Genomic DNA, 18,039 nt, shown 5'->3' on the forward strand with positions numbered 1-18,039 from the left:
GATCGTGAAGGTGTCGAGCGCGGCCGGCCAGGTTCTGGCCAAGCCCGGTACGGTGAAGCCGCACAAGAAGTTCGTGGCCGAAGCCTACATCCTGACCAAGGACGAAGGTGGCCGTCACACGCCGTTCTTCACCAACTACCGTCCGCAGTTCTACTTCCGCACGACCGACGTGACCGGCATCGTGTCGCTGCCGGAAGGCACCGAGATGGTGATGCCGGGCGACAACATCACGGTCGATGTCGAGCTGATCGTGCCGATCGCCATGGAAGAGAAGCTGCGCTTCGCCATCCGTGAAGGCGGCCGCACCGTCGGTGCCGGCATCGTCGTCACCATCAAAGAATAATCGAGCCCGGTATCGGCCGGATCGACAAGGAAAGGGCGGTCTTCGGACCGCCCTTTTTCGTTGGCTGATGGCCGGATGTATCTGTTTTGGTGTTCCAATCTCTGTTGCAAGTCTCCCGGCCTATACTAGTATAGATTGCAATTGAGAGGCTGGTCGGATGGTTCCACGGCACCGTTTTCAGGGTTGGGCGTGCCGGGCACTGGGGCTGATCTGCCTGTTGTCGCTGCTTGGCATGGGCAGTGCCGCCTCTGCGGGCCAGACAAAAAATTCCGAGCCGGACCCGGATGCGCCGATGCGGTTCGTCGTCGTGCGCAGCGATGCGCCGGGCTGCGAGCCGACCTGCCCGGAATGGATATCGGCTGAAGGCGCGATTACGGCCAAGTCGCCCGCGCTGCTCAAGGCTGCCCTAAAAACGCTCGGCCGCCGCAAATTGCCGATCGTCGTCAACTCACCCGGCGGCGATGTCGATGCGGCCATCGCCATGGGCCGCATGATCCGCAAGAACAAGCTCGACATCGCGGTCGGTCGGACCTGGTTCGTCGGCTGCGAGCCGGGGGAGAAGAACTGCAAGGAGAACGACGCCAGAGGTTCGCACTATATCGGCAACCCCTATGTGCTCGGCAGCTATTGCGCGTCCGCTTGCCCGATGATGCTAGCCGGCGGCACCAGGCGCCTGGTCGGGCCGCTGGCCTATCTCGGCGTCCACCAGATCACGACCACGGTCGTGCAAATGAACGTGCAATATGAAGTCCGCTATCGCGTCGTGAAAGGCAAGAAGCGGGTCATCAGCAAGAAGGTCGTCAGCCGCAAGAACGCCGGCAGCTACAAGACCTACGAAATGAGCAAGAGAGTGGAGCGCAAGCTGGCCACCTATTTCAAGGAGATGGGTGTCGACCTCAGCATACTCGAAACGATGAAGAGCACGCCGGCCAGCGACATCCAGCAGATCGACCTCAGCGACATGCTGACGATGAAGCTGGTCACCAGTGAGGACGCTGCCGATTTGCTGACCAATGCGAGGCTGTGCACGCTGGAGCCACTGGCCTCGAATTGCCGGGAAATACCGGCGAACAAGCCAGCCGGTAGCCCGCCGGCCGTGGCCAAGGCAGCGCCGCTGCCGGTGAAGCCAGAAACCGCACAGCACGATGACGGCATGCGCTTTGTCGTGGTGCGTGGCAGCAACCCGCTCTGCAATCCCGACTGCCCGGAGTGGATCGCGGCGCAAGGCGCGATTACGCCTCAGACGCCGCAGAAGCTCAGCCAATTGCTCGCCACACTTGGCAACCGGCGGCTGCCGGTGGTGATCAGCTCGCGAGGCGGCGACCTTTCCGGAGCCCTGGCGGCGGGTCGGATCATCCATGAAAAGAAACTCGACGTTGCGGTTGCCCGCACCGATTTCGTCGGCTGCGACCCGGCGGAGTGGAATTGCCTGGCCAAGGACGGCGCCTATGCCGGACTGAGCGTCGATGGCGACGGCGATTGCGATTCGGCCTGCGCGCTCATGCTGGCCGGCGGCGCCAGACGGCTCGTCGGTCCGCAGGCGCGGCTCAGCCTCTATCTGATGGGGCAGAAACAGACGGTCAAAGCCTATCTCGAGGAGATGGCGATAAGCCCGGCTCTGTTCACAGCGCTTAAGGGCAGTTCGGTAGAGCGTCAGCTTGAACCTGACATGATGCTGAAGGTCGGCCTGACGACCGGGCGCCAGTCGGTGGATGCGCTGACGGGTTCCAGCATCTGCAAGTCGACGCCGAAACCTGAGAATTGCCGCGTGGTAGCGTCGTCCAACGGCTGAATCGCACCGGCCGCTAGGGGAAGCCAAGTTTCGCCATCGGCGAAAGGCGGCCGCACTGTCGGCGCCTGAACCATCAAAGAACAATCGGCGCTGACACTTCGCCGGAGACGTCGAGGAGAGCCGCCCGCCGACGTTTTTCGTTTCTAACGCTGCGCTGAACAAGTATTGCACGGTTTGTTGCGAAGCTATTGCAAGTACCATTGCCGTAATTATCATGGGAGGCTCAGGGGCTTGGGGCCGAGCATGGTTTGGGGACGCCGTTCAGATAGTCTGGCGAAGTGGACGCGCGGGCCGGTTCGGCTGGCGCTGGTTGCCGCAATGTCCATATTTGCCTTCGCCGCAAAGGCCGACGATGTTTTCCCGACATGGTCCGATACGACCTGGACCAATCCGATGGTGTTTTCCGAGGGTGGCTCGGAGATGAGGTTTGTCGTCGCGCGCAGCAGCGCACCCGGCTGCGAGCCCAACTGTCCTGAATGGATTTCGGCGGAAGGCGACATTGTAGCCGGCACGCCAGATCTGCTCAAACAAACCTTGAAGAAGCTCGGCGGCCGCAAACTGCCGATCATCGTCAATTCCTTTGGCGGCAATGTCGATGCCGCGCTCCAGCTCGGCCGGATAATCCGCAAGAGCAAGCTCGATGTCGCCATAGGCAAGACCGAGTTTTCCGATTGTTGGCCGGGGACAGATGGCTGTGGGTTCAGCTACGGCAAAGGTTCCGCTTATCTCGGCCAGGCGTCTGATGGCGCCAGCTGCAATTCCGCCTGTCCGCTGATGTTTGCCGGAGGCGTCCGTCGCGTGGCCGGCGGCTGGAACTATCTGGGTGTTCACCAGATCACCACCACCTGGTTCCCCTCCACAACGCACTATAGAACCACCTATCGCGTCAAGCGGGGCAAAAAATATCGGGTCACCACGCAAACCGTCACGCAAGGCGAAAGCTACAAAACCTATAAAATGAGCAAGGGGTTTGCGCGCAAGATCTCGGCCTATCTCAAGGAGATGGGGGTCGGACAGGGCGTGCTCGACCTGATGAAGGCGACGCCAGCCAGCGATATCAAGCAGATCGGCCTCCACGATATGCTGACGATGAAACTGGCCACCAGCACGGACACTTTCGAGCTGTTTACCAAAGCAGCTCTGTGCATGTTCGACCCGCCGGCTCCCAATTGCAGGGAAATACCGGGAAACAAGCCAGCCGGCGGACAAACGCCCGCGGCCAAGCCGGCCGTGGTGGCTGCGATCAAGGCAAAGACCGGCCCCCCACTTTCTCAGCCGGCCAAGGCTCCAGCTCCCAAGCCGTTGCAGGCAGCGCCAGGGAATTCGACGCCAGATATGCGCTTCGTTGTCGTTCGCGGCAGAGACTCGCTCTGCAATCCCGTTTGCCCGGAATGGATCTCGGCGGAAGGCGCGATGACGCCTCAGACCCCGCAAAAGTTGCGCCAGTTGCTCGACACCCTTGGCAACCGGCGGCTGCCGGTGGTGATCAGCTCACAGGGGGGCAGCCTGTTCAGCGCTCTGGCCGCGGGAAGGCTTATCCATGAACGGAAGCTCGACGTCGCCGTCGCCCGCACCACTATCGTCGGCTGCGACCCGCCCGAGGCAGGCTGCTTGGCCGATAACGGTGCCTATGTCGGGCTGATTAGCGATTTTGGAGTGGAGTGCGATTCGGCCTGCGCGCTCATGCTTGCCGCCGGCGCCAAAAGGCTGGTCGATCCCAAGGCGAGGGTCAGCATGTCCTCGAGGGGACAGACGCAGTTGGTTAAAGCCTACCTGGAGGAGATGGAGATGGACCCAGCTCTGTTCGCCGCGATAGGCTCGGTCGAGCGTCAGCTCGAGCCCGACATGATGCTCAAAGTCGGGCTGACAACGGGGCGGGAGTCGGTGGAGGCGCTAACCGGCCCCGCTATTTGCAAAACCTCACCCAAGCCCGACAACTGTTTGCTTCCGCCGACCGCCAAGGCCGAGTCGCCCGCCAAACTGTAGGCATCGCAGAAACTGGCCATCGAGTCAGGTTGAGCCATGCCCGATTTCTCCGCTATCGTCGCCGCTGGCGCCGGGGCTGGCGGAGGATCAACATGAGCCAGGATATCCCGACACTTTACGAATGGGCCGGCGGCATCGTGGCGCTCAACCGGCTGACGGAAACCTTTTACGACAAGGTGTCTCGCGACCCGGTGGTCGGGCCGGTGTTCAAGCACATGTCGCCGGATCATCCCGCCCATGTCGCGGCCTTTATCGGCGAGGTTTTCGGTGGACCAAAAACCTATAGCGAAAAGCATGGCGGCCACCGCGAGATGGTCATGCATCATCTCGGCAAGCATTTGACGGAAGAGCAGCGCCGCCGTTGGATCAGCCTGCTTGTTGATGCCGCCGACGCAGTCGGGCTGCCGGACGATCCCGAATTCCGCTCCGCCTTCATGGGCTATGTCGAGTGGGGATCGCGGCTGGCCAAGATGAACTCCACCCTCGGCGAGACCTGCGACCCGCAGACCGAACCGATGCCGGCCTGGGGCTGGGGCGTGCCGGGTGGACCCTACACGCCTCCGGAAGGGAAATCCTGAGCCGTGCCGAAACAGGCCGGAGAGACGACCAGCATCGTCCGCTGGCGGCAGTGGCAAGGCCCCGGCATAGAACATCTGGTCCTGCGGCAGAGTGCGGACGGAATTTTGGCTACCTCCGTGGCGGTTTCGGCCGATGCCGAACCCTTCGCTGTGCGCTACCGCATAGAATGCGGTCCTGACTGGCTCGCAAGGGAGGTCGAGGTCGATCTTATCGGCGGCACAGGCGTCAGGCTCACCACGGACGGCTTGGGCAACTGGTTGAAGGATGGCGTTCCGGTCGCTGAATTGGAGGGTGCGCTCTATCCCGACCTCACCGTCACGCCGTTCACCAACACGCTGCCGATCCAGCGTCTGCAGCTCAAACGCGGCGAAAGCGCCGAGATTGCCGCGGCCTTCATAGAGCTTCCGGAACTCACCATCGTCAGGAGCCGGCAGCGCTACACATGTCTCGATGAGGGCGGGCGTTATCTCTACGAGTCGCTGGTCAGTGGTTTTCGCCGTGAAATCGAGGTTGACGGGCAAGGGCTGGTCGTCACCTATCCGGATTTCTGGCAAAGGATATGAAAGCGCGTCAGACCACTCTTTACAGCGCGCCCGGAAGCTTTTAGGAAGCGCCTGCGCTGAAACGCGCGTACGGGCATAGCTCAGTTGGTAGAGCGGCGGTCTCCAAAACCGCAGGTCGTAGGTTCGAGCCCTGCTGCCCGTGCCATTTTCTCAAATGGCGATTTAACGAACGAACTCGGTCCCGTGCCCCGCATTGAAAAATGGCAGGTGGCTTGCCATATTAGGGAAACTGAGGCATAAGGCACCCATAGCCGGGACGGGACGACTGGATGGTTCCGAGGCGGCGTTTGGTCATAAAGCGGACACTTGCCACTTGCGTGGATCAAGAATCGGTTTTATGTAGACACAACAGACACGCGACGCGTGGAGCTGGGAAGCCGGCTTTACGCGTCCGATTTGCATGGGCGAACTGGCGCTGATTCGGCGCTGACTTGAAACCCAGGCGGCACGTCCCGGCCAGCGGGATCATCCAGGAGACCCGGCCAACGGGTCTTGAAGACAGAGCGGCATATGGCTTCGAAAACCACAAATCCTTTCGTCTTTCTCCAGCAGGTCCGCGCGGAGACCGCCAAGGTGACTTGGCCGTCGCGCCGGGAGACGATGATCTCGACGGTGATGGTGCTCGTGTTTGCGGTCATCGCGATGATCTTTTTCTTCACCGCCGACGTGGCCATGGGTTACGCGATCGAGCGGCTACTGAGCCTCGGCCATTAAGTCCGGCGAATACGGAGAAGTCTTGAAATGACCGCGCGGTGGTACATCGTCCACGCCTATTCGAACTTTGAAAAAAAGGTCGCCGAGGACATTGAGAACAAGGCCAAGCAGAAGGGCCTGTCCGCCGATATCGAGCAGATCGTGGTGCCGACCGAGAAGGTCGTCGAGATCCGCCGTGGCCGCAAGGTCGATGCCGAGCGCAAGTTCTTTCCGGGCTATGTGCTGCTCAAGGCCAATCTGACCGACGCGGTGTTCTCGCTGGTCAAGAACACGCCGAAGGTCACCGGTTTTCTCGGTGACTCCAAGCCGGTGCCGATCACCGAGGCGGAAGCGCAGCGCATCCTGAACCAGGTCCAGGAAGGCGTCGAGCGGCCGAAGCCCTCGGTCACTTTCGAGATCGGCGAGGCGATCCGCGTTTCGGACGGTCCGTTCGCGTCGTTCAACGGTTTCGTCCAGGAAGTGGACGAGGAGCGGGCGCGGCTCAAGGTGGAAGTTTCGATCTTCGGGCGCGCCGTGCCCGTCGATCTGGAATTCGGACAGGTCGAAAAGGGCTGATCCGAAAAACCCCGTGCCGGTTCGCCGGCAAGGGGAGGCGGCGCGAAAACGCGCGGCCATGAACGGGTGGGAGGCGAATGTGGCTTTAGCCGGCCACGGGAACCGCACCACCAGACTGCAACCGCCGGCATTCCCCGATAGTGGGGCCGGCATGAGACAAAGGCAGGAAAGAGATGGCTAAGAAAATTGCAGGCCAGCTCAAGCTCCAGGTTGCCGCGGGCTCGGCTACGCCGTCGCCCCCGATCGGCCCGGCACTTGGTCAGCGCGGCATTAACATCATGGAATTCTGCAAGGCGTTCAACGCGCAGACCCAGGAAATGGAAAAGGGATCGCCGATTCCGGTCGTGATCACCTACTACCAGGACAAGTCGTTCACCTTCGTCATGAAGACGCCGCCGGTGAGCTACTTTCTGAAGAAGGCTGCGAACCTGAAGTCGGGCTCCAAGGAGCCGGGCAAGGTCAAGGTCGGCACGATCGGCCGCGACAAGGTGCGCGCCATCGCCGAGCAGAAGATGAAGGATCTGAACGCAAACGACGTCGAAGCGGCCATGCGCATGGTCGAGGGCTCCGCCCGCTCGATGGGTCTGGAAGTGGTGGGCTGAGATCATGGCAAAGATTGCAAAGCGTGTATCGAAGACCCGCGAAGGCATCGATCCCAACAAGGCTTATGCCCTGGGTGAAGCGCTGAAGCTGCTCAAGGACCGTTCGACGGTGAAGTTCGACGAGACCATCGAAGTGGCGATGAACCTCGGCGTCGACCCGCGCCATGCCGACCAGATGGTCCGCGGCGTGGTCAACCTGCCGAACGGCACCGGCCGCTCGGTCCGTGTCGCCGTGTTCGCACGTGGCGACAAGGCCGAGGAAGCCAAGGCCGCCGGCGCCGACATCGTCGGTGCCGAGGATCTGGTCGAGATCGTCCAGAAGGGCACGATCGACTTCGATCGCTGCATCGCTACGCCGGACATGATGCCGCTGGTCGGCCGTCTGGGTAAGGTGCTCGGCCCGCGCGGCATGATGCCGAACCCGAAGGTCGGCACCGTCACCACCGACGTTGCTGCCGCCGTCAAGGCATCGAAGGGCGGCGCTGTCGAGTTCCGCGTCGAGAAGGCCGGCATCGTGCAGGCTGGCGTCGGCAAGGTCTCGTTCGACGTCAAGGCGCTGGAAGAAAACATCCGCGCTTTCGCCGATGCGGTGACCAAGGCGAAGCCGGCTGGCGCCAAGGGCAACTACGTCAAGAAGGTGTCTGTCACCTCGACGATGGGCCCGGGCCTCAAGCTCGACGTCTCGACGCTCGCAGCGTCCTGATACGAACATCTGGATCGGCCGCTAAAGCGCTGATCCGCAAGTGAATTCCGGGCCTCCGACTTGTCGGCGGCCCGGTACCGGAAGCCGAGAGGTTTCCGGACATCCTGTCCGAGATTGCAGGCGGCCCAGAAGCCTTAATTGAATTGGGCCTGCATGAGACGGGTGAAAACCTGACAACGGAGCGACAAGCTCCAATGAAAGGTTCGAACCGTGTTTGCCTTTTGTCTGCGCATCGCCGGCTTGCCGTCGATGTGGCGAAAGGGGGCAGGATCCTCGAGCGTCGTTCGGGAGATCCGTTACTGGATGGCCCGGCCGGCAAAAAGGCAACCCGACGCCTGTCCTCTTATTGGGGCAGGGGTCAACTGGAGATAGGCAGTGGACAGAGCGGAAAAACGCGAACTCGTCACGGGCCTGAATGGCGCTTTTGCAGGCGCTGGTTCAGTCGTCGTGGCCCACTACGCCGGTATCACCGTCGCGCAAATGAACGACCTTCGGTCGAAAATGCGCGCTGCCGGTGGCACCGTCAAAGTCGCGAAGAACCGTCTCGCCAAAATCGCTCTTCAGGGCACGGACTCCGCATCGATCATCGACCTGTTCAAGGGACAGACGCTGATTGCTTATTCGGAGGATCCGATTGCGGCGCCGAAGGTCGCGTCCGATTTCGCCAAGGGAAATGACAAGTTGGTCATTCTCGGCGGCGCAATGGGCACGACCTCGCTCAACGCCGACGGTGTGAAGGCACTCGCCACACTTCCGTCGCTCGATGAGCTGCGCGCCAGGCTGGTTGGCATGATCGCCACGCCGGCAACCCGGATCGCCCAGATCGTCAATGCGCCAGCGGCTTCGGTCGCGCGCGTCATCGGCGCTTACGCCCGGAAGGACGAGGCGGCATGAGGCCGTTCCTCGCTATCACAAACACACGTTCGAACCTGATGAAGGAATACAACAATGGCTGATCTGGCAAAGATCGTAGACGACCTTTCGAAGCTGACCGTCCTCGAGGCGGCCGAGCTGTCGAAGCTTCTTGAAGAAAAGTGGGGCGTTTCGGCTGCTGCTCCGGTGGCGGTTGCCGCTGCTGGCGGCGCTGCCGCTGCTGCTGCTCCGGCCGAGGAAAAGACGGAATTCGACGTCGTCCTCACCGAGGCAGGCGCTCAGAAGATCAACGTCATCAAGGAAGTCCGCGCCATCACCGGCCTGGGCCTCAAGGAAGCCAAGGATCTGGTCGAAGCAGCTCCGAAGCCGGTCAAGGAAGGCGTTTCCAAGGCTGACGCTGAGAAGTTCAAGGCCCAGCTGGAAGCAGCCGGCGCCAAGGTCGACCTGAAGTAAGCGTTAAAGCGGCGGGCGGCCTCGCGCCGTCCGCCACTCCCTTCATGGAAGGGAAGATGCGTAGCGCGAGATGTAAGAGAACCTCTTTCCTGAAGGCCGAAACCGGCCTTCAGGAAACGGGTTTTCTCCCGTTTTAGCCGTCGCCGCCAGGCGGCGGGAAACAGATCAGGGGCCGCTGCCCAGGCGACCCGTATGCAAGGCGAGCCGCGGCGAGGCTCGTCCCGAGTTTAGAGCTAAGGAGCGACGATGGCCCAGACCCAGACTTTCAATGGCCGCAGACGCGTACGCAAGTTCTTCGGAAAGATCCCGGAAGTTGCGGAGATGCCGAACCTGATCGAGGTTCAAAAGGCATCCTATGACCAGTTCCTGATGGTGGACGAGCCCAAGGGCGGTCGTCCGGACGAAGGGCTGCAGGCTGTTTTCAAGTCGGTCTTCCCGATCTCCGATTTTTCCGGCTCCTCGATGCTGGAGTTCGTGAAGTACGAGTTCGAAGGACCGAAATTCGACGTTGACGAATGCCGTCAGCGCGACCTGACCTATGCCGCGCCGCTGAAGGTGACGCTGCGCCTCATCGTGTTCGATATTGACGAGGATACCGGCGCCAAGTCGATCAAGGACATCAAGGAGCAGGACGTCTACATGGGCGACATGCCGCTCATGACCTTGAACGGCACCTTCATCGTCAACGGCACCGAGCGCGTCATCGTCTCGCAGATGCACCGTTCGCCGGGCGTCTTCTTTGACCATGACAAGGGCAAGTCGCACTCGTCGGGCAAGCTTCTGTTTGCCGCGCGCGTCATCCCCTATCGCGGTTCGTGGCTCGACATCGAGTTCGATTCCAAGGACGTCGTGCACGCCCGCATCGACCGCCGCCGCAAGATTCCGGTGACGTCGCTGCTGATGGCGCTTGGCATGGACGGCGAAGAGATCCTGTCGACCTTCTACAACAAGATCACCTACAAGCGCGCCGGCGACCACTGGCGCATTCCGTTCAACGTCGAGCGTTTCCGCGGCCTCAAGGCTGTCGGCGACCTGGTCGATGCCGACACCGGAGAGATCGTCGTTGAGCAGGGCAAGAAGATCACCGCCCGCCAGGCAAGGGCGCTTGGCGAAAAGGGGCTGAAGGCGATCAAGGCGACCGACGAGGATCTGCTCGGCAACTACCTGGCCGAAGACATCGTCAACTACGGCACCGGCGAGATCTTCCTCGAAGCCGGCGACGAGATCGACGAGAAGACGCTGAAGGTGCTGCTCGGCACCGGCGAGCAGGAGATCAAGGTTCTCGACATCGACCACGTCAATGTCGGCGCCTACATCCGCAACACGCTCAACGTCGACAAGAACGAGAGCCGCCAGGACGCGCTGTTCGACATCTATCGTGTCATGCGCCCGGGCGAGCCGCCGACGCTGGAAACCGCAGAAGCCATGTTCAACTCGCTGTTCTTCGACAGCGAGCGCTACGACCTGTCGGCTGTCGGCCGCGTCAAGATGAACATGCGCCTTGAGCTCAAGGCCGAGGACACCGTGCGCGTGCTGCGCAAGGACGACATCCTGGCCGTGGTCAAGACGCTGGTCGAACTGCGCGACGGCAAGGGCGAGATCGACGACATCGACAATCTCGGCAACCGCCGCGTGCGTTCTGTCGGCGAGCTGATGGAAAACCAGTACCGCGTCGGCCTGCTGCGCATGGAGCGCGCGATCAAGGAACGTATGTCCTCGATCGAGATCGATACGGTGATGCCGCAGGACCTGATCAACGCCAAGCCGGCGGCTGCCGCCGTGCGCGAGTTCTTCGGTTCCTCGCAGCTGTCGCAGTTCATGGACCAGACCAACCCGCTGTCGGAGATCACCCACAAGCGCCGCCTGTCGGCACTTGGACCGGGCGGTCTGACCCGCGAGCGCGCCGGCTTCGAGGTGCGCGACGTGCACCCGACGCATTACGGCCGCATCTGCCCGATCGAGACGCCGGAAGGCCCGAATATCGGTCTGATCAACTCGCTGGCGACCTTCGCGCGCGTCAACAAGTACGGCTTCATCGAAAGCCCGTACCGCAAGATCGTCAACGGCAAGCTGACCAATGAGGTCGTCTATCTCTCCGCTATGGAAGAGTCCAAGCACCACGTTGCGCAGGCCAATGCCGAGCTCGACAAGAACGGCGGTTTCGTCGACGAATTCGTCATTTGCCGCAGCGCCGGCGAAGTGATGATGGCGCCGCGCGAAAACGTCGATCTGATGGACGTGTCACCGAAGCAGATGGTGTCCGTGGCCGCGGCTCTGATCCCGTTCCTCGAGAACGACGACGCCAACCGCGCGCTGATGGGCTCCAACATGCAGCGTCAGGCCGTGCCTTTGGTGCGCGCCGAGGCGCCGTTTGTCGGCACCGGCATGGAGCCGATCGTCGCCCGTGACTCTGGCGCCGCCATCGGCGCCCGCCGCGGCGGCATCGTCGACCAGGTGGACGCGACGCGTATCGTCATCCGCGCCACGGAAGATCTCGATCCCGGCAAGTCGGGCGTCGACATCTACCGGCTGATGAAGTTCCAGCGTTCGAACCAGAACACCTGCATCAACCAGCGTCCGCTGGTGCGCATGGGCGACCGCGTCAACAAGGGCGACATCATCGCCGACGGCCCGTCGACCGAGCTCGGCGATCTGGCGCTCGGCCGCAACGTGCTGGTCGCGTTCATGCCGTGGAACGGCTACAACTACGAGGACTCGATCCTGCTCTCCGAGCGCATCGTGGCCGACGACGTCTTCACCTCGATCCACATCGAGGAGTTCGAGGTCATGGCTCGCGACACCAAGCTCGGACCGGAGGAAATCACGCGCGACATTCCGAACGTTTCGGAAGAAGCGCTGAAGAACCTCGACGAAGCCGGCATCGTCTATATCGGCGCGGAAGTGCAGCCGGGTGACATCCTGGTCGGCAAGATCACGCCGAAGGGCGAAAGCCCGATGACGCCGGAAGAAAAGCTCCTGCGCGCCATCTTCGGTGAAAAGGCGTCCGACGTTCGCGACACCTCGATGCGCATGCCTCCGGGCACCTTCGGCACCGTCGTCGAAGTGCGCGTCTTCAACCGTCACGGCGTCGAGAAGGACGAGCGCGCCATGGCGATCGAACGCGAGGAGATCGAACGCCTCGCCAAGGACCGCGACGACGAACAAGCGATCCTCGACCGCAACGTCTATTCGCGCCTTTCCGACGTTCTCGTCGGCAAGGAAGCGATTGCCGGGCCGAAGGGCTTCAAGAAGGGCTCGAAGCTGTCGAAGGACACGCTGGATGAGTATCCGCGTTCGCAGTGGTGGCAGTTTGCGGTGGAGAACGAAAAGCTCCAGAGCGAACTCGAAGCCCTGCGTGGCCAGTACGACGACTCCAAGAAGGCGCTCGAGCAGCGCTTCATGGACAAGGTCGAGAAGGTGCAGCGCGGCGACGAAATGCCTCCGGGCGTCATGAAGATGGTCAAGGTCTTCGTGGCCGTGAAGCGCAAGATGCAGCCGGGCGACAAGATGGCCGGCCGCCACGGCAACAAGGGTGTCGTGTCGCGCATCGTTCCGGTCGAGGACATGCCTTTCCTCGAGGACGGCACGCATGCCGATATCGTGCTCAACCCGCTGGGTGTGCCGAGCCGCATGAATGTCGGCCAGATTCTGGAAACGCATCTGGGCTGGGCATGCGCGGGCATGGGCAAGAAGATCGGCGAGCTGATCGACGCGTACAAGACGGCTGGAGACATCAAGCCGCTGCGCAAGACGCTCGAGAGCTTCATCCCGGCCAACGACCGCAACGAGCCGGTCCGCGAGTATGACGACGAGAGCATCGTTCGCCTCAGCGAGCAGATGCGCCGCGGCGTCTCCATCGCGACACCGGTGTTCGACGGCGCGCATGAGGTCGACATCAACATCATGCTGGAGCAGGCGGGCCTGCACACCAGCGGTCAGTCGCAGCTCTATGACGGCCGCACCGGCGAGCCGTTCGATCGCAAGGTGACGATGGGCTATATCTATATGCTCAAGCTTCACCACCTGGTGGACGACAAGATCCACGCGCGTTCGATCGGTCCGTACTCGCTCGTTACCCAGCAGCCGCTGGGCGGCAAGGCGCAGTTCGGCGGCCAGCGCTTCGGCGAAATGGAGGTCTGGGCGCTGGAAGCCTACGGCGCAGCCTACACGCTGCAGGAAATGCTGACGGTGAAGTCGGACGACGTCGCCGGCCGCACCAAGGTCTACGAGGCGATCGTGCGCGGCGACGACACGTTCGAAGCCGGCATTCCGGAGAGCTTCAACGTGCTCGTCAAGGAAATGCGGTCTCTCGGCCTCAATGTCGAATTGGAGAACACCAAGCTCGACGACAATCCTGTCCGGCTGCCCGACGCGGCCGAGTAAAAACAAGACATCCGGTCGCGGGAGCCCGCGGCCGGATGCACCAAATTCTACGGCCGGTGGGCCGACCACTCAGCGGGCATTTGGCCCGCGTTAGATGCAAGGGGTTTTCGAGGACCCCGAAAAGGAGAACGGCATGAACCAAGAGGTCATGAATCTCTTCAATCCGCAGGCGCCGGCGCAGGTGTTCGATTCCATCCGGATATCGCTCGCCAGCCCTGAGAAGATTCTGTCCTGGTCGTTCGGCGAGATCAAGAAGCCGGAGACCATCAACTACCGCACCTTCAAGCCGGAGCGTGACGGTCTGTTCTGCGCGCGCATTTTTGGCCCGATCAAGGACTACGAATGCCTGTGCGGCAAGTACAAGCGCATGAAGTACAAGGGCGTCATCTGCGAAAAGTGCGGCGTCGAAGTCACGCTGTCGCGCGTTCGCCGCGAGCGCATGGGCCATATTGAGCTCGCAGCTCCGGTCGCTCACATCTGGTTCCTGAAGTCGCTGCCGTCGCGCATCGGCACGCTGCTCGACATGACCCTGAAGGATATCGAGCGCGTTCTCTACTTCGAGAACTACATTGTCACCGAGCCTGGCCTCACCGCGCTAAAGGAGCACCAGCTGCTCAGCGAGGAAGAGTACATGATCGCCGTCGACGAGTATGGCGAGGATTCCTTCACCGCCATGATCGGCGCCGAGGCCATTCATGACCTTCTGGCCGGCATGGACCTGGAGAAGATCGCCGGTGACCTGCGTTCGGAACTGGCTTCGACCACGTCCGAGCTGAAGCAGAAGAAGTATCTGAAGCGGCTCAAGGTCGTCGAGAACTTCATGGAGTCCGGCAATCGTCCGGAATGGATGATCATGAAGGTGGTTCCGGTCATCCCGCCGGACCTGCGCCCGCTTGTCCCGCTGGACGGCGGCCGTTTCGCGACGTCCGACCTGAACGATCTCTATCGCCGCGTCATCAACCGCAACAACCGCCTGAAGCGGCTGATCGAACTGCGCGCCCCCGGCATCATCGTGCGCAATGAAAAGCGCATGCTGCAGGAAGCCGTCGACGCTCTGTTCGACAACGGCCGCCGCGGCCGCGTCATCACCGGCGCCAACAAGCGTCCGCTGAAGTCGCTGTCCGATATGTTGAAGGGCAAGCAGGGCCGGTTCCGCCAGAACCTGCTCGGCAAGCGCGTCGACTATTCGGGCCGTTCGGTCATCGTCACCGGTCCGGAGCTCAAGCTGCACCAGTGCGGCCTGCCGAAGAAGATGGCGCTCGAACTGTTCAAGCCGTTCATCTACGCCCGCCTCGACGCCAAGGGGTTCTCCTCGACCGTCAAGCAGGCCAAGAAGCTGGTCGAGAAGGAGCGTCCGGAAGTCTGGGATATCCTCGACGAGGTCATCCGCGAGCATCCGGTGCTGTTGAACCGCGCGCCGACGCTGCACCGTCTGGGCATCCAGGCGTTCGAGCCGATCCTGATCGAAGGCAAGGCGATCCAGCTGCATCCGCTGGTCTGCACGGCCTTCAACGCCGACTTCGACGGCGATCAGATGGCCGTTCACGTGCCGCTGTCGCTCGAGGCTCAGCTTGAAGCCCGCGTGCTGATGATGTCGACCAACAACATCCTGCACCCGGCTTCCGGCGCGCCGATCATCGTGCCGTCGCAGGACATGGTTCTGGGTCTCTACTATCTCTCGATCGTCAATCAGAACGAGCCGGGCGAAGGCATGGTGTTTGCCGATATGGGCGAGCTCCAGCATGCGCTCGAGACCAAGGCCGTCACCCTGCACGCCAAGATCAAGGGTCGTTTCCGTTCGGTCGACGCCGAAGGCAAGGTCGTGTCGAAGATCTACGACACCACGCCTGGCCGCATGATCATCGGCGAACTTCTGCCGAAGAACGTCAACGTGCCTTACGAGACCGCAAACCAGGAGATGACCAAGAAGAATATCTCCAAGATGATCGACACCGTCTACCGCCATTGCGGTCAGAAGGAGACGGTCATTTTCTGCGATCGCATCATGGCTCTCGGCTTCGGTCATGCCTGCCGCGCCGGCATTTCGTTCGGCAAGGACGACATGCTGATCCCGGACGCCAAGATCAAGCTGGTCTCCGACACCGAGGCTTTGGCCAAGGAATACGAGCAGCAGTACAATGACGGTCTGATCACGCAGGGCGAGAAGTACAACAAGGTCGTCGACGCCTGGGCCAAGTGCTCGGAAAAGGTCGCCGACGAAATGATGGCCCGCATCAAGGCCGTGGAGTTCGAGGACAATGGCCGTCAGAAGCCGATGAACTCGATCTATATGATGTCGCATTCGGGTGCGCGCGGTTCGCCCACCCAGATGCGTCAGCTCGCCGGCATGCGCGGCCTGATGGCCAAGCCGTCGGGTGAAATCATCGAGACGCCGATCATCTCGAACTTCAAGGAAGGCCTGACCGTGCTCGAGTACTTCAACTCGACCCACGGCGCCCGCAAGGGTCTGGCCGACACCGCCTTGAAGACGGCGAACTCGGGTTACCTCACCCGTCGTCTGGTCGACGTGGCGCAGGACTGCATCGTCAACTCCGTGGATTGCGGCACCGACAAGGGCCTCACCATGCAGCCGATCGTCGATGCCGGTCAGGTCGTTGCTTCGGTCGGCCAGCGCGTGCTGGGCCGTACCGCGCTCGACGACATCAACCATCCGGTGACCGGCGACGTGCTGGTCAAGGCCGGAACGCTGATGGACGAGCGTGACGTGGAGCAGATCGAAAAGGCCGGTGTGCAGTCGGTCCGCATTCGTTCGGCACTGACCTGCGAAGTCAGGGTCGGCGTCTGCGCGGTCTGCTACGGACGCGATCTGGCCCGCGGCACCCCGGTCAACCAGGGCGAAGCCGTCGGCGTCATCGCGGCGCAGTCGATCGGCGAGCCGGGCACCCAGCTCACCATGCGTACCTTCCACATGGGCGGTACGGCGCAGGTGGTGGATAGCTCGTTCCTTGAAGCCTCGTATGAGGGCAAGGTCGAGATCCGCAACCGCAACGTGGTGCGCAACTCGGACGGCCAGCAGATGGTCATGGGCCGCAACATGGCGGTGCTGATCCTCGACGAGGCCGGCAAGGAACGCGCCACGCACCGCGTCACCTATGGTTCGCGCATCTTCGTGGACGATGGTGACAAGGTGAAGCGCGGCCAGCGTATCGCCGAGTGGGATCCCTATACCCGTCCGGTCCTCACCGAAATCGAGGGCAAGGTGGCGTATGAGGATCTGGTCGACGGCATTTCCGTTCAGGAAACGGCCGACGAGTCGACCGGCATCACCAAGCGTGAGGTCATCGACTGGCGTTCGACGCCGCGCGGCAACGACTTGAAGCCGGCGATCGCCATCCTGGACGGCAAGGGCAAGGTCGGCAAGCTGTCGAAGGGCGGCGACGCCCGCTTCCTGCTCTCGGTCGAGGCCATTCTGTCGGTCGAGCCGGGTTCGCAGGTTCGTCCCGGCGACGTGCTGGCGCGTATCCCGATGGAAAGCGCCAAGACCAAGGACATCACCGGCGGTCTGCCGCGTGTTGCCGAACTGTTCGAGGCACGCCGTCCGAAGGATCACGCCATCATCGCCGAGATCGACGGCACGATCCGCTTCGGCCGCGACTACAAGAACAAGCGCCGCATCATCATCGAGCCGCATGACTCGACGCTTGAGCCGGTCGAATACCTGATCCCGAAGGGCAAGCCGTTCCATCTCCAGGACGGCGACGTCATCGAGAAGGGCGACTACATCCTCGACGGCAATCCTGCGCCGCACGACATTCTGGCGATCAAGGGCGTGGAAGCACTTGCTTCCTACCTCGTGAACGAAATCCAGGAAGTCTACCGTCTGCAGGGCGTGTCGATCAACGACAAGCACATCGAGGTGATCGTTCGCCAGATGCTGCAGAAGGTCGAGATCACCACGCAGGGCGACTCGACCTACATTCCGGGCGACCACGTCGACGTGATCGAACTGGAAGAGGTCAACGAGCGCCTGATCGAGGACGGCAAGAAGCCGGCCGAAGGTCAGCCGGTGCTGCTCGGCATCACCAAGGCCTCGCTGCAGACGCCGTCCTTCATCTCGGCCGCCTCCTTCCAGGAGACGACCAGGGTGCTGACGGAAGCTGCGGTTGCCGGCAAGACCGACATGCTGCAGGGCCTGAAGGAAAACGTCATCGTCGGCCGGCTGATCCCGGCCGGTACCGGCGGCACGATGAGCCAGATCCGGCGCATCGCCACCTCGCGCGACGAGCTGATCATCGACGAGCGCCGCAAGGCCTCCGGTGTCGAGATCGCCGAGCCGATGCTGACCGACATGGTCAACGCCGCGCAGTAAGCGTGGAACGAAGAGAAGAAGGAAAAGGGGCCCAGGTGGCCCCTTTTTCGCGTTTTGGCTCCCCCACTAATCGGAAAAGAAACCGACCACCGCGCTCCCCGACGCTTCAAGAACCGCGCCTGAACCCCAACCCGCTGAACCGCCCAGGTGCGCAACCCCGAGC

Annotated in this window: 12 protein-coding genes, 1 tRNA gene and 1 pseudogene; all 14 read left to right on the plus strand. The window is 62.0% G+C overall.

Features of this window, described 5'->3' with window-relative positions; translation table 11 throughout:
• Positions 1-343 (plus strand): annotated as a pseudogene (locus AC1DYJ_RS31510) (EF-Tu C-terminal domain-related protein); the annotation flags it as partial.
• A 157-nt stretch (positions 344-500) separates the two neighbouring features.
• On the plus strand, positions 501-2,135 hold the full coding sequence (locus AC1DYJ_RS31515) for a COG3904 family protein (RefSeq protein WP_477426387.1): 1,635 nt from the start codon (positions 501-503) through the stop codon (positions 2,133-2,135).
• A gap of 318 nt (positions 2,136-2,453) precedes the next feature.
• On the plus strand, positions 2,454-4,121 hold the full coding sequence (locus AC1DYJ_RS31520; protein WP_477289408.1) for a COG3904 family protein: 1,668 nt from the start codon (positions 2,454-2,456) through the stop codon (positions 4,119-4,121).
• A 92-nt stretch (positions 4,122-4,213) separates the two neighbouring features.
• Complete coding sequence (locus AC1DYJ_RS31525) at positions 4,214-4,699, plus strand: group II truncated hemoglobin (RefSeq protein ID WP_477289410.1); 486 nt, start codon at positions 4,214-4,216, stop codon at positions 4,697-4,699.
• A 3-nt stretch (positions 4,700-4,702) separates the two neighbouring features.
• Positions 4,703-5,263 carry a putative glycolipid-binding domain-containing protein gene (locus AC1DYJ_RS31530; protein ID WP_477289412.1) on the plus strand — a complete coding sequence of 187 codons (561 nt, stop codon included), beginning with the start codon at positions 4,703-4,705 and terminating at the stop codon, positions 5,261-5,263.
• Positions 5,264-5,332: 69 nt separating this feature from the next.
• Positions 5,333-5,408: transfer RNA gene (locus AC1DYJ_RS31535), tRNA-Trp, on the plus strand.
• A 365-nt stretch (positions 5,409-5,773) separates the two neighbouring features.
• Positions 5,774-5,977: a preprotein translocase subunit SecE gene (secE, locus tag AC1DYJ_RS31540; RefSeq protein ID WP_023667439.1), complete on the plus strand. Its 204-nt coding sequence runs from the start codon at positions 5,774-5,776 to the stop codon at positions 5,975-5,977.
• A gap of 27 nt (positions 5,978-6,004) precedes the next feature.
• Positions 6,005-6,532, plus strand: a complete 528-nt coding sequence (nusG, locus tag AC1DYJ_RS31545; protein WP_006333333.1) for a transcription termination/antitermination protein NusG — start codon at positions 6,005-6,007, stop codon at positions 6,530-6,532.
• A 173-nt stretch (positions 6,533-6,705) separates the two neighbouring features.
• Positions 6,706-7,134 (plus strand): 50S ribosomal protein L11, encoded by a 429-nt coding sequence (rplK, locus tag AC1DYJ_RS31550; protein WP_112566731.1) that lies wholly within the window; start codon positions 6,706-6,708, stop codon positions 7,132-7,134.
• A 4-nt stretch (positions 7,135-7,138) separates the two neighbouring features.
• Positions 7,139-7,837, plus strand: a complete 699-nt coding sequence (gene rplA / locus AC1DYJ_RS31555) for a 50S ribosomal protein L1 (protein WP_352585980.1) — start codon at positions 7,139-7,141, stop codon at positions 7,835-7,837.
• Positions 7,838-8,212: 375 nt separating this feature from the next.
• Complete coding sequence (gene rplJ, locus AC1DYJ_RS31560) at positions 8,213-8,731, plus strand: 50S ribosomal protein L10 (RefSeq protein WP_023667437.1); 519 nt, start codon at positions 8,213-8,215, stop codon at positions 8,729-8,731.
• Positions 8,732-8,785: 54 nt separating this feature from the next.
• On the plus strand, positions 8,786-9,163 hold the full coding sequence (rplL, locus tag AC1DYJ_RS31565) for a 50S ribosomal protein L7/L12 (RefSeq protein WP_142864855.1): 378 nt from the start codon (positions 8,786-8,788) through the stop codon (positions 9,161-9,163).
• Positions 9,164-9,409: 246 nt separating this feature from the next.
• Positions 9,410-13,546, plus strand: coding sequence for a DNA-directed RNA polymerase subunit beta (rpoB, locus tag AC1DYJ_RS31570; protein ID WP_112566723.1), 4,137 nt, complete (start codon positions 9,410-9,412; stop codon positions 13,544-13,546).
• Positions 13,547-13,679: 133 nt separating this feature from the next.
• Positions 13,680-17,876, plus strand: a complete 4,197-nt coding sequence (gene rpoC, locus AC1DYJ_RS31575; protein ID WP_477289414.1) for a DNA-directed RNA polymerase subunit beta' — start codon at positions 13,680-13,682, stop codon at positions 17,874-17,876.
• The last annotated feature ends 163 nt before the right edge of the window (positions 17,877-18,039 follow it).

The organism is Mesorhizobium sp. P2_B11, from assembly GCF_056404855.1.

Coding starts and splice junctions, on each gene's coding strand:
- rplA (WP_352585980.1), top strand. CDS start 7,139: ATGGCAAAGATTGCAAAGCGTGTATCGAAGACCCGCGAAGGCATCGAT.
- AC1DYJ_RS31520 (WP_477289408.1), top strand. CDS start 2,454: ATGTCCATATTTGCCTTCGCCGCAAAGGCCGACGATGTTTTCCCGACA.
- nusG (WP_006333333.1), top strand. CDS start 6,005: ATGACCGCGCGGTGGTACATCGTCCACGCCTATTCGAACTTTGAAAAA.
- AC1DYJ_RS31525 (WP_477289410.1), top strand. CDS start 4,214: ATGAGCCAGGATATCCCGACACTTTACGAATGGGCCGGCGGCATCGTG.
- rplL (WP_142864855.1), top strand. CDS start 8,786: ATGGCTGATCTGGCAAAGATCGTAGACGACCTTTCGAAGCTGACCGTC.
- AC1DYJ_RS31515 (WP_477426387.1), top strand. CDS start 501: ATGGTTCCACGGCACCGTTTTCAGGGTTGGGCGTGCCGGGCACTGGGG.
- rplK (WP_112566731.1), top strand. CDS start 6,706: ATGGCTAAGAAAATTGCAGGCCAGCTCAAGCTCCAGGTTGCCGCGGGC.
- rpoC (WP_477289414.1), top strand. CDS start 13,680: ATGAACCAAGAGGTCATGAATCTCTTCAATCCGCAGGCGCCGGCGCAG.
- rpoB (WP_112566723.1), top strand. CDS start 9,410: ATGGCCCAGACCCAGACTTTCAATGGCCGCAGACGCGTACGCAAGTTC.
- secE (WP_023667439.1), top strand. CDS start 5,774: ATGGCTTCGAAAACCACAAATCCTTTCGTCTTTCTCCAGCAGGTCCGC.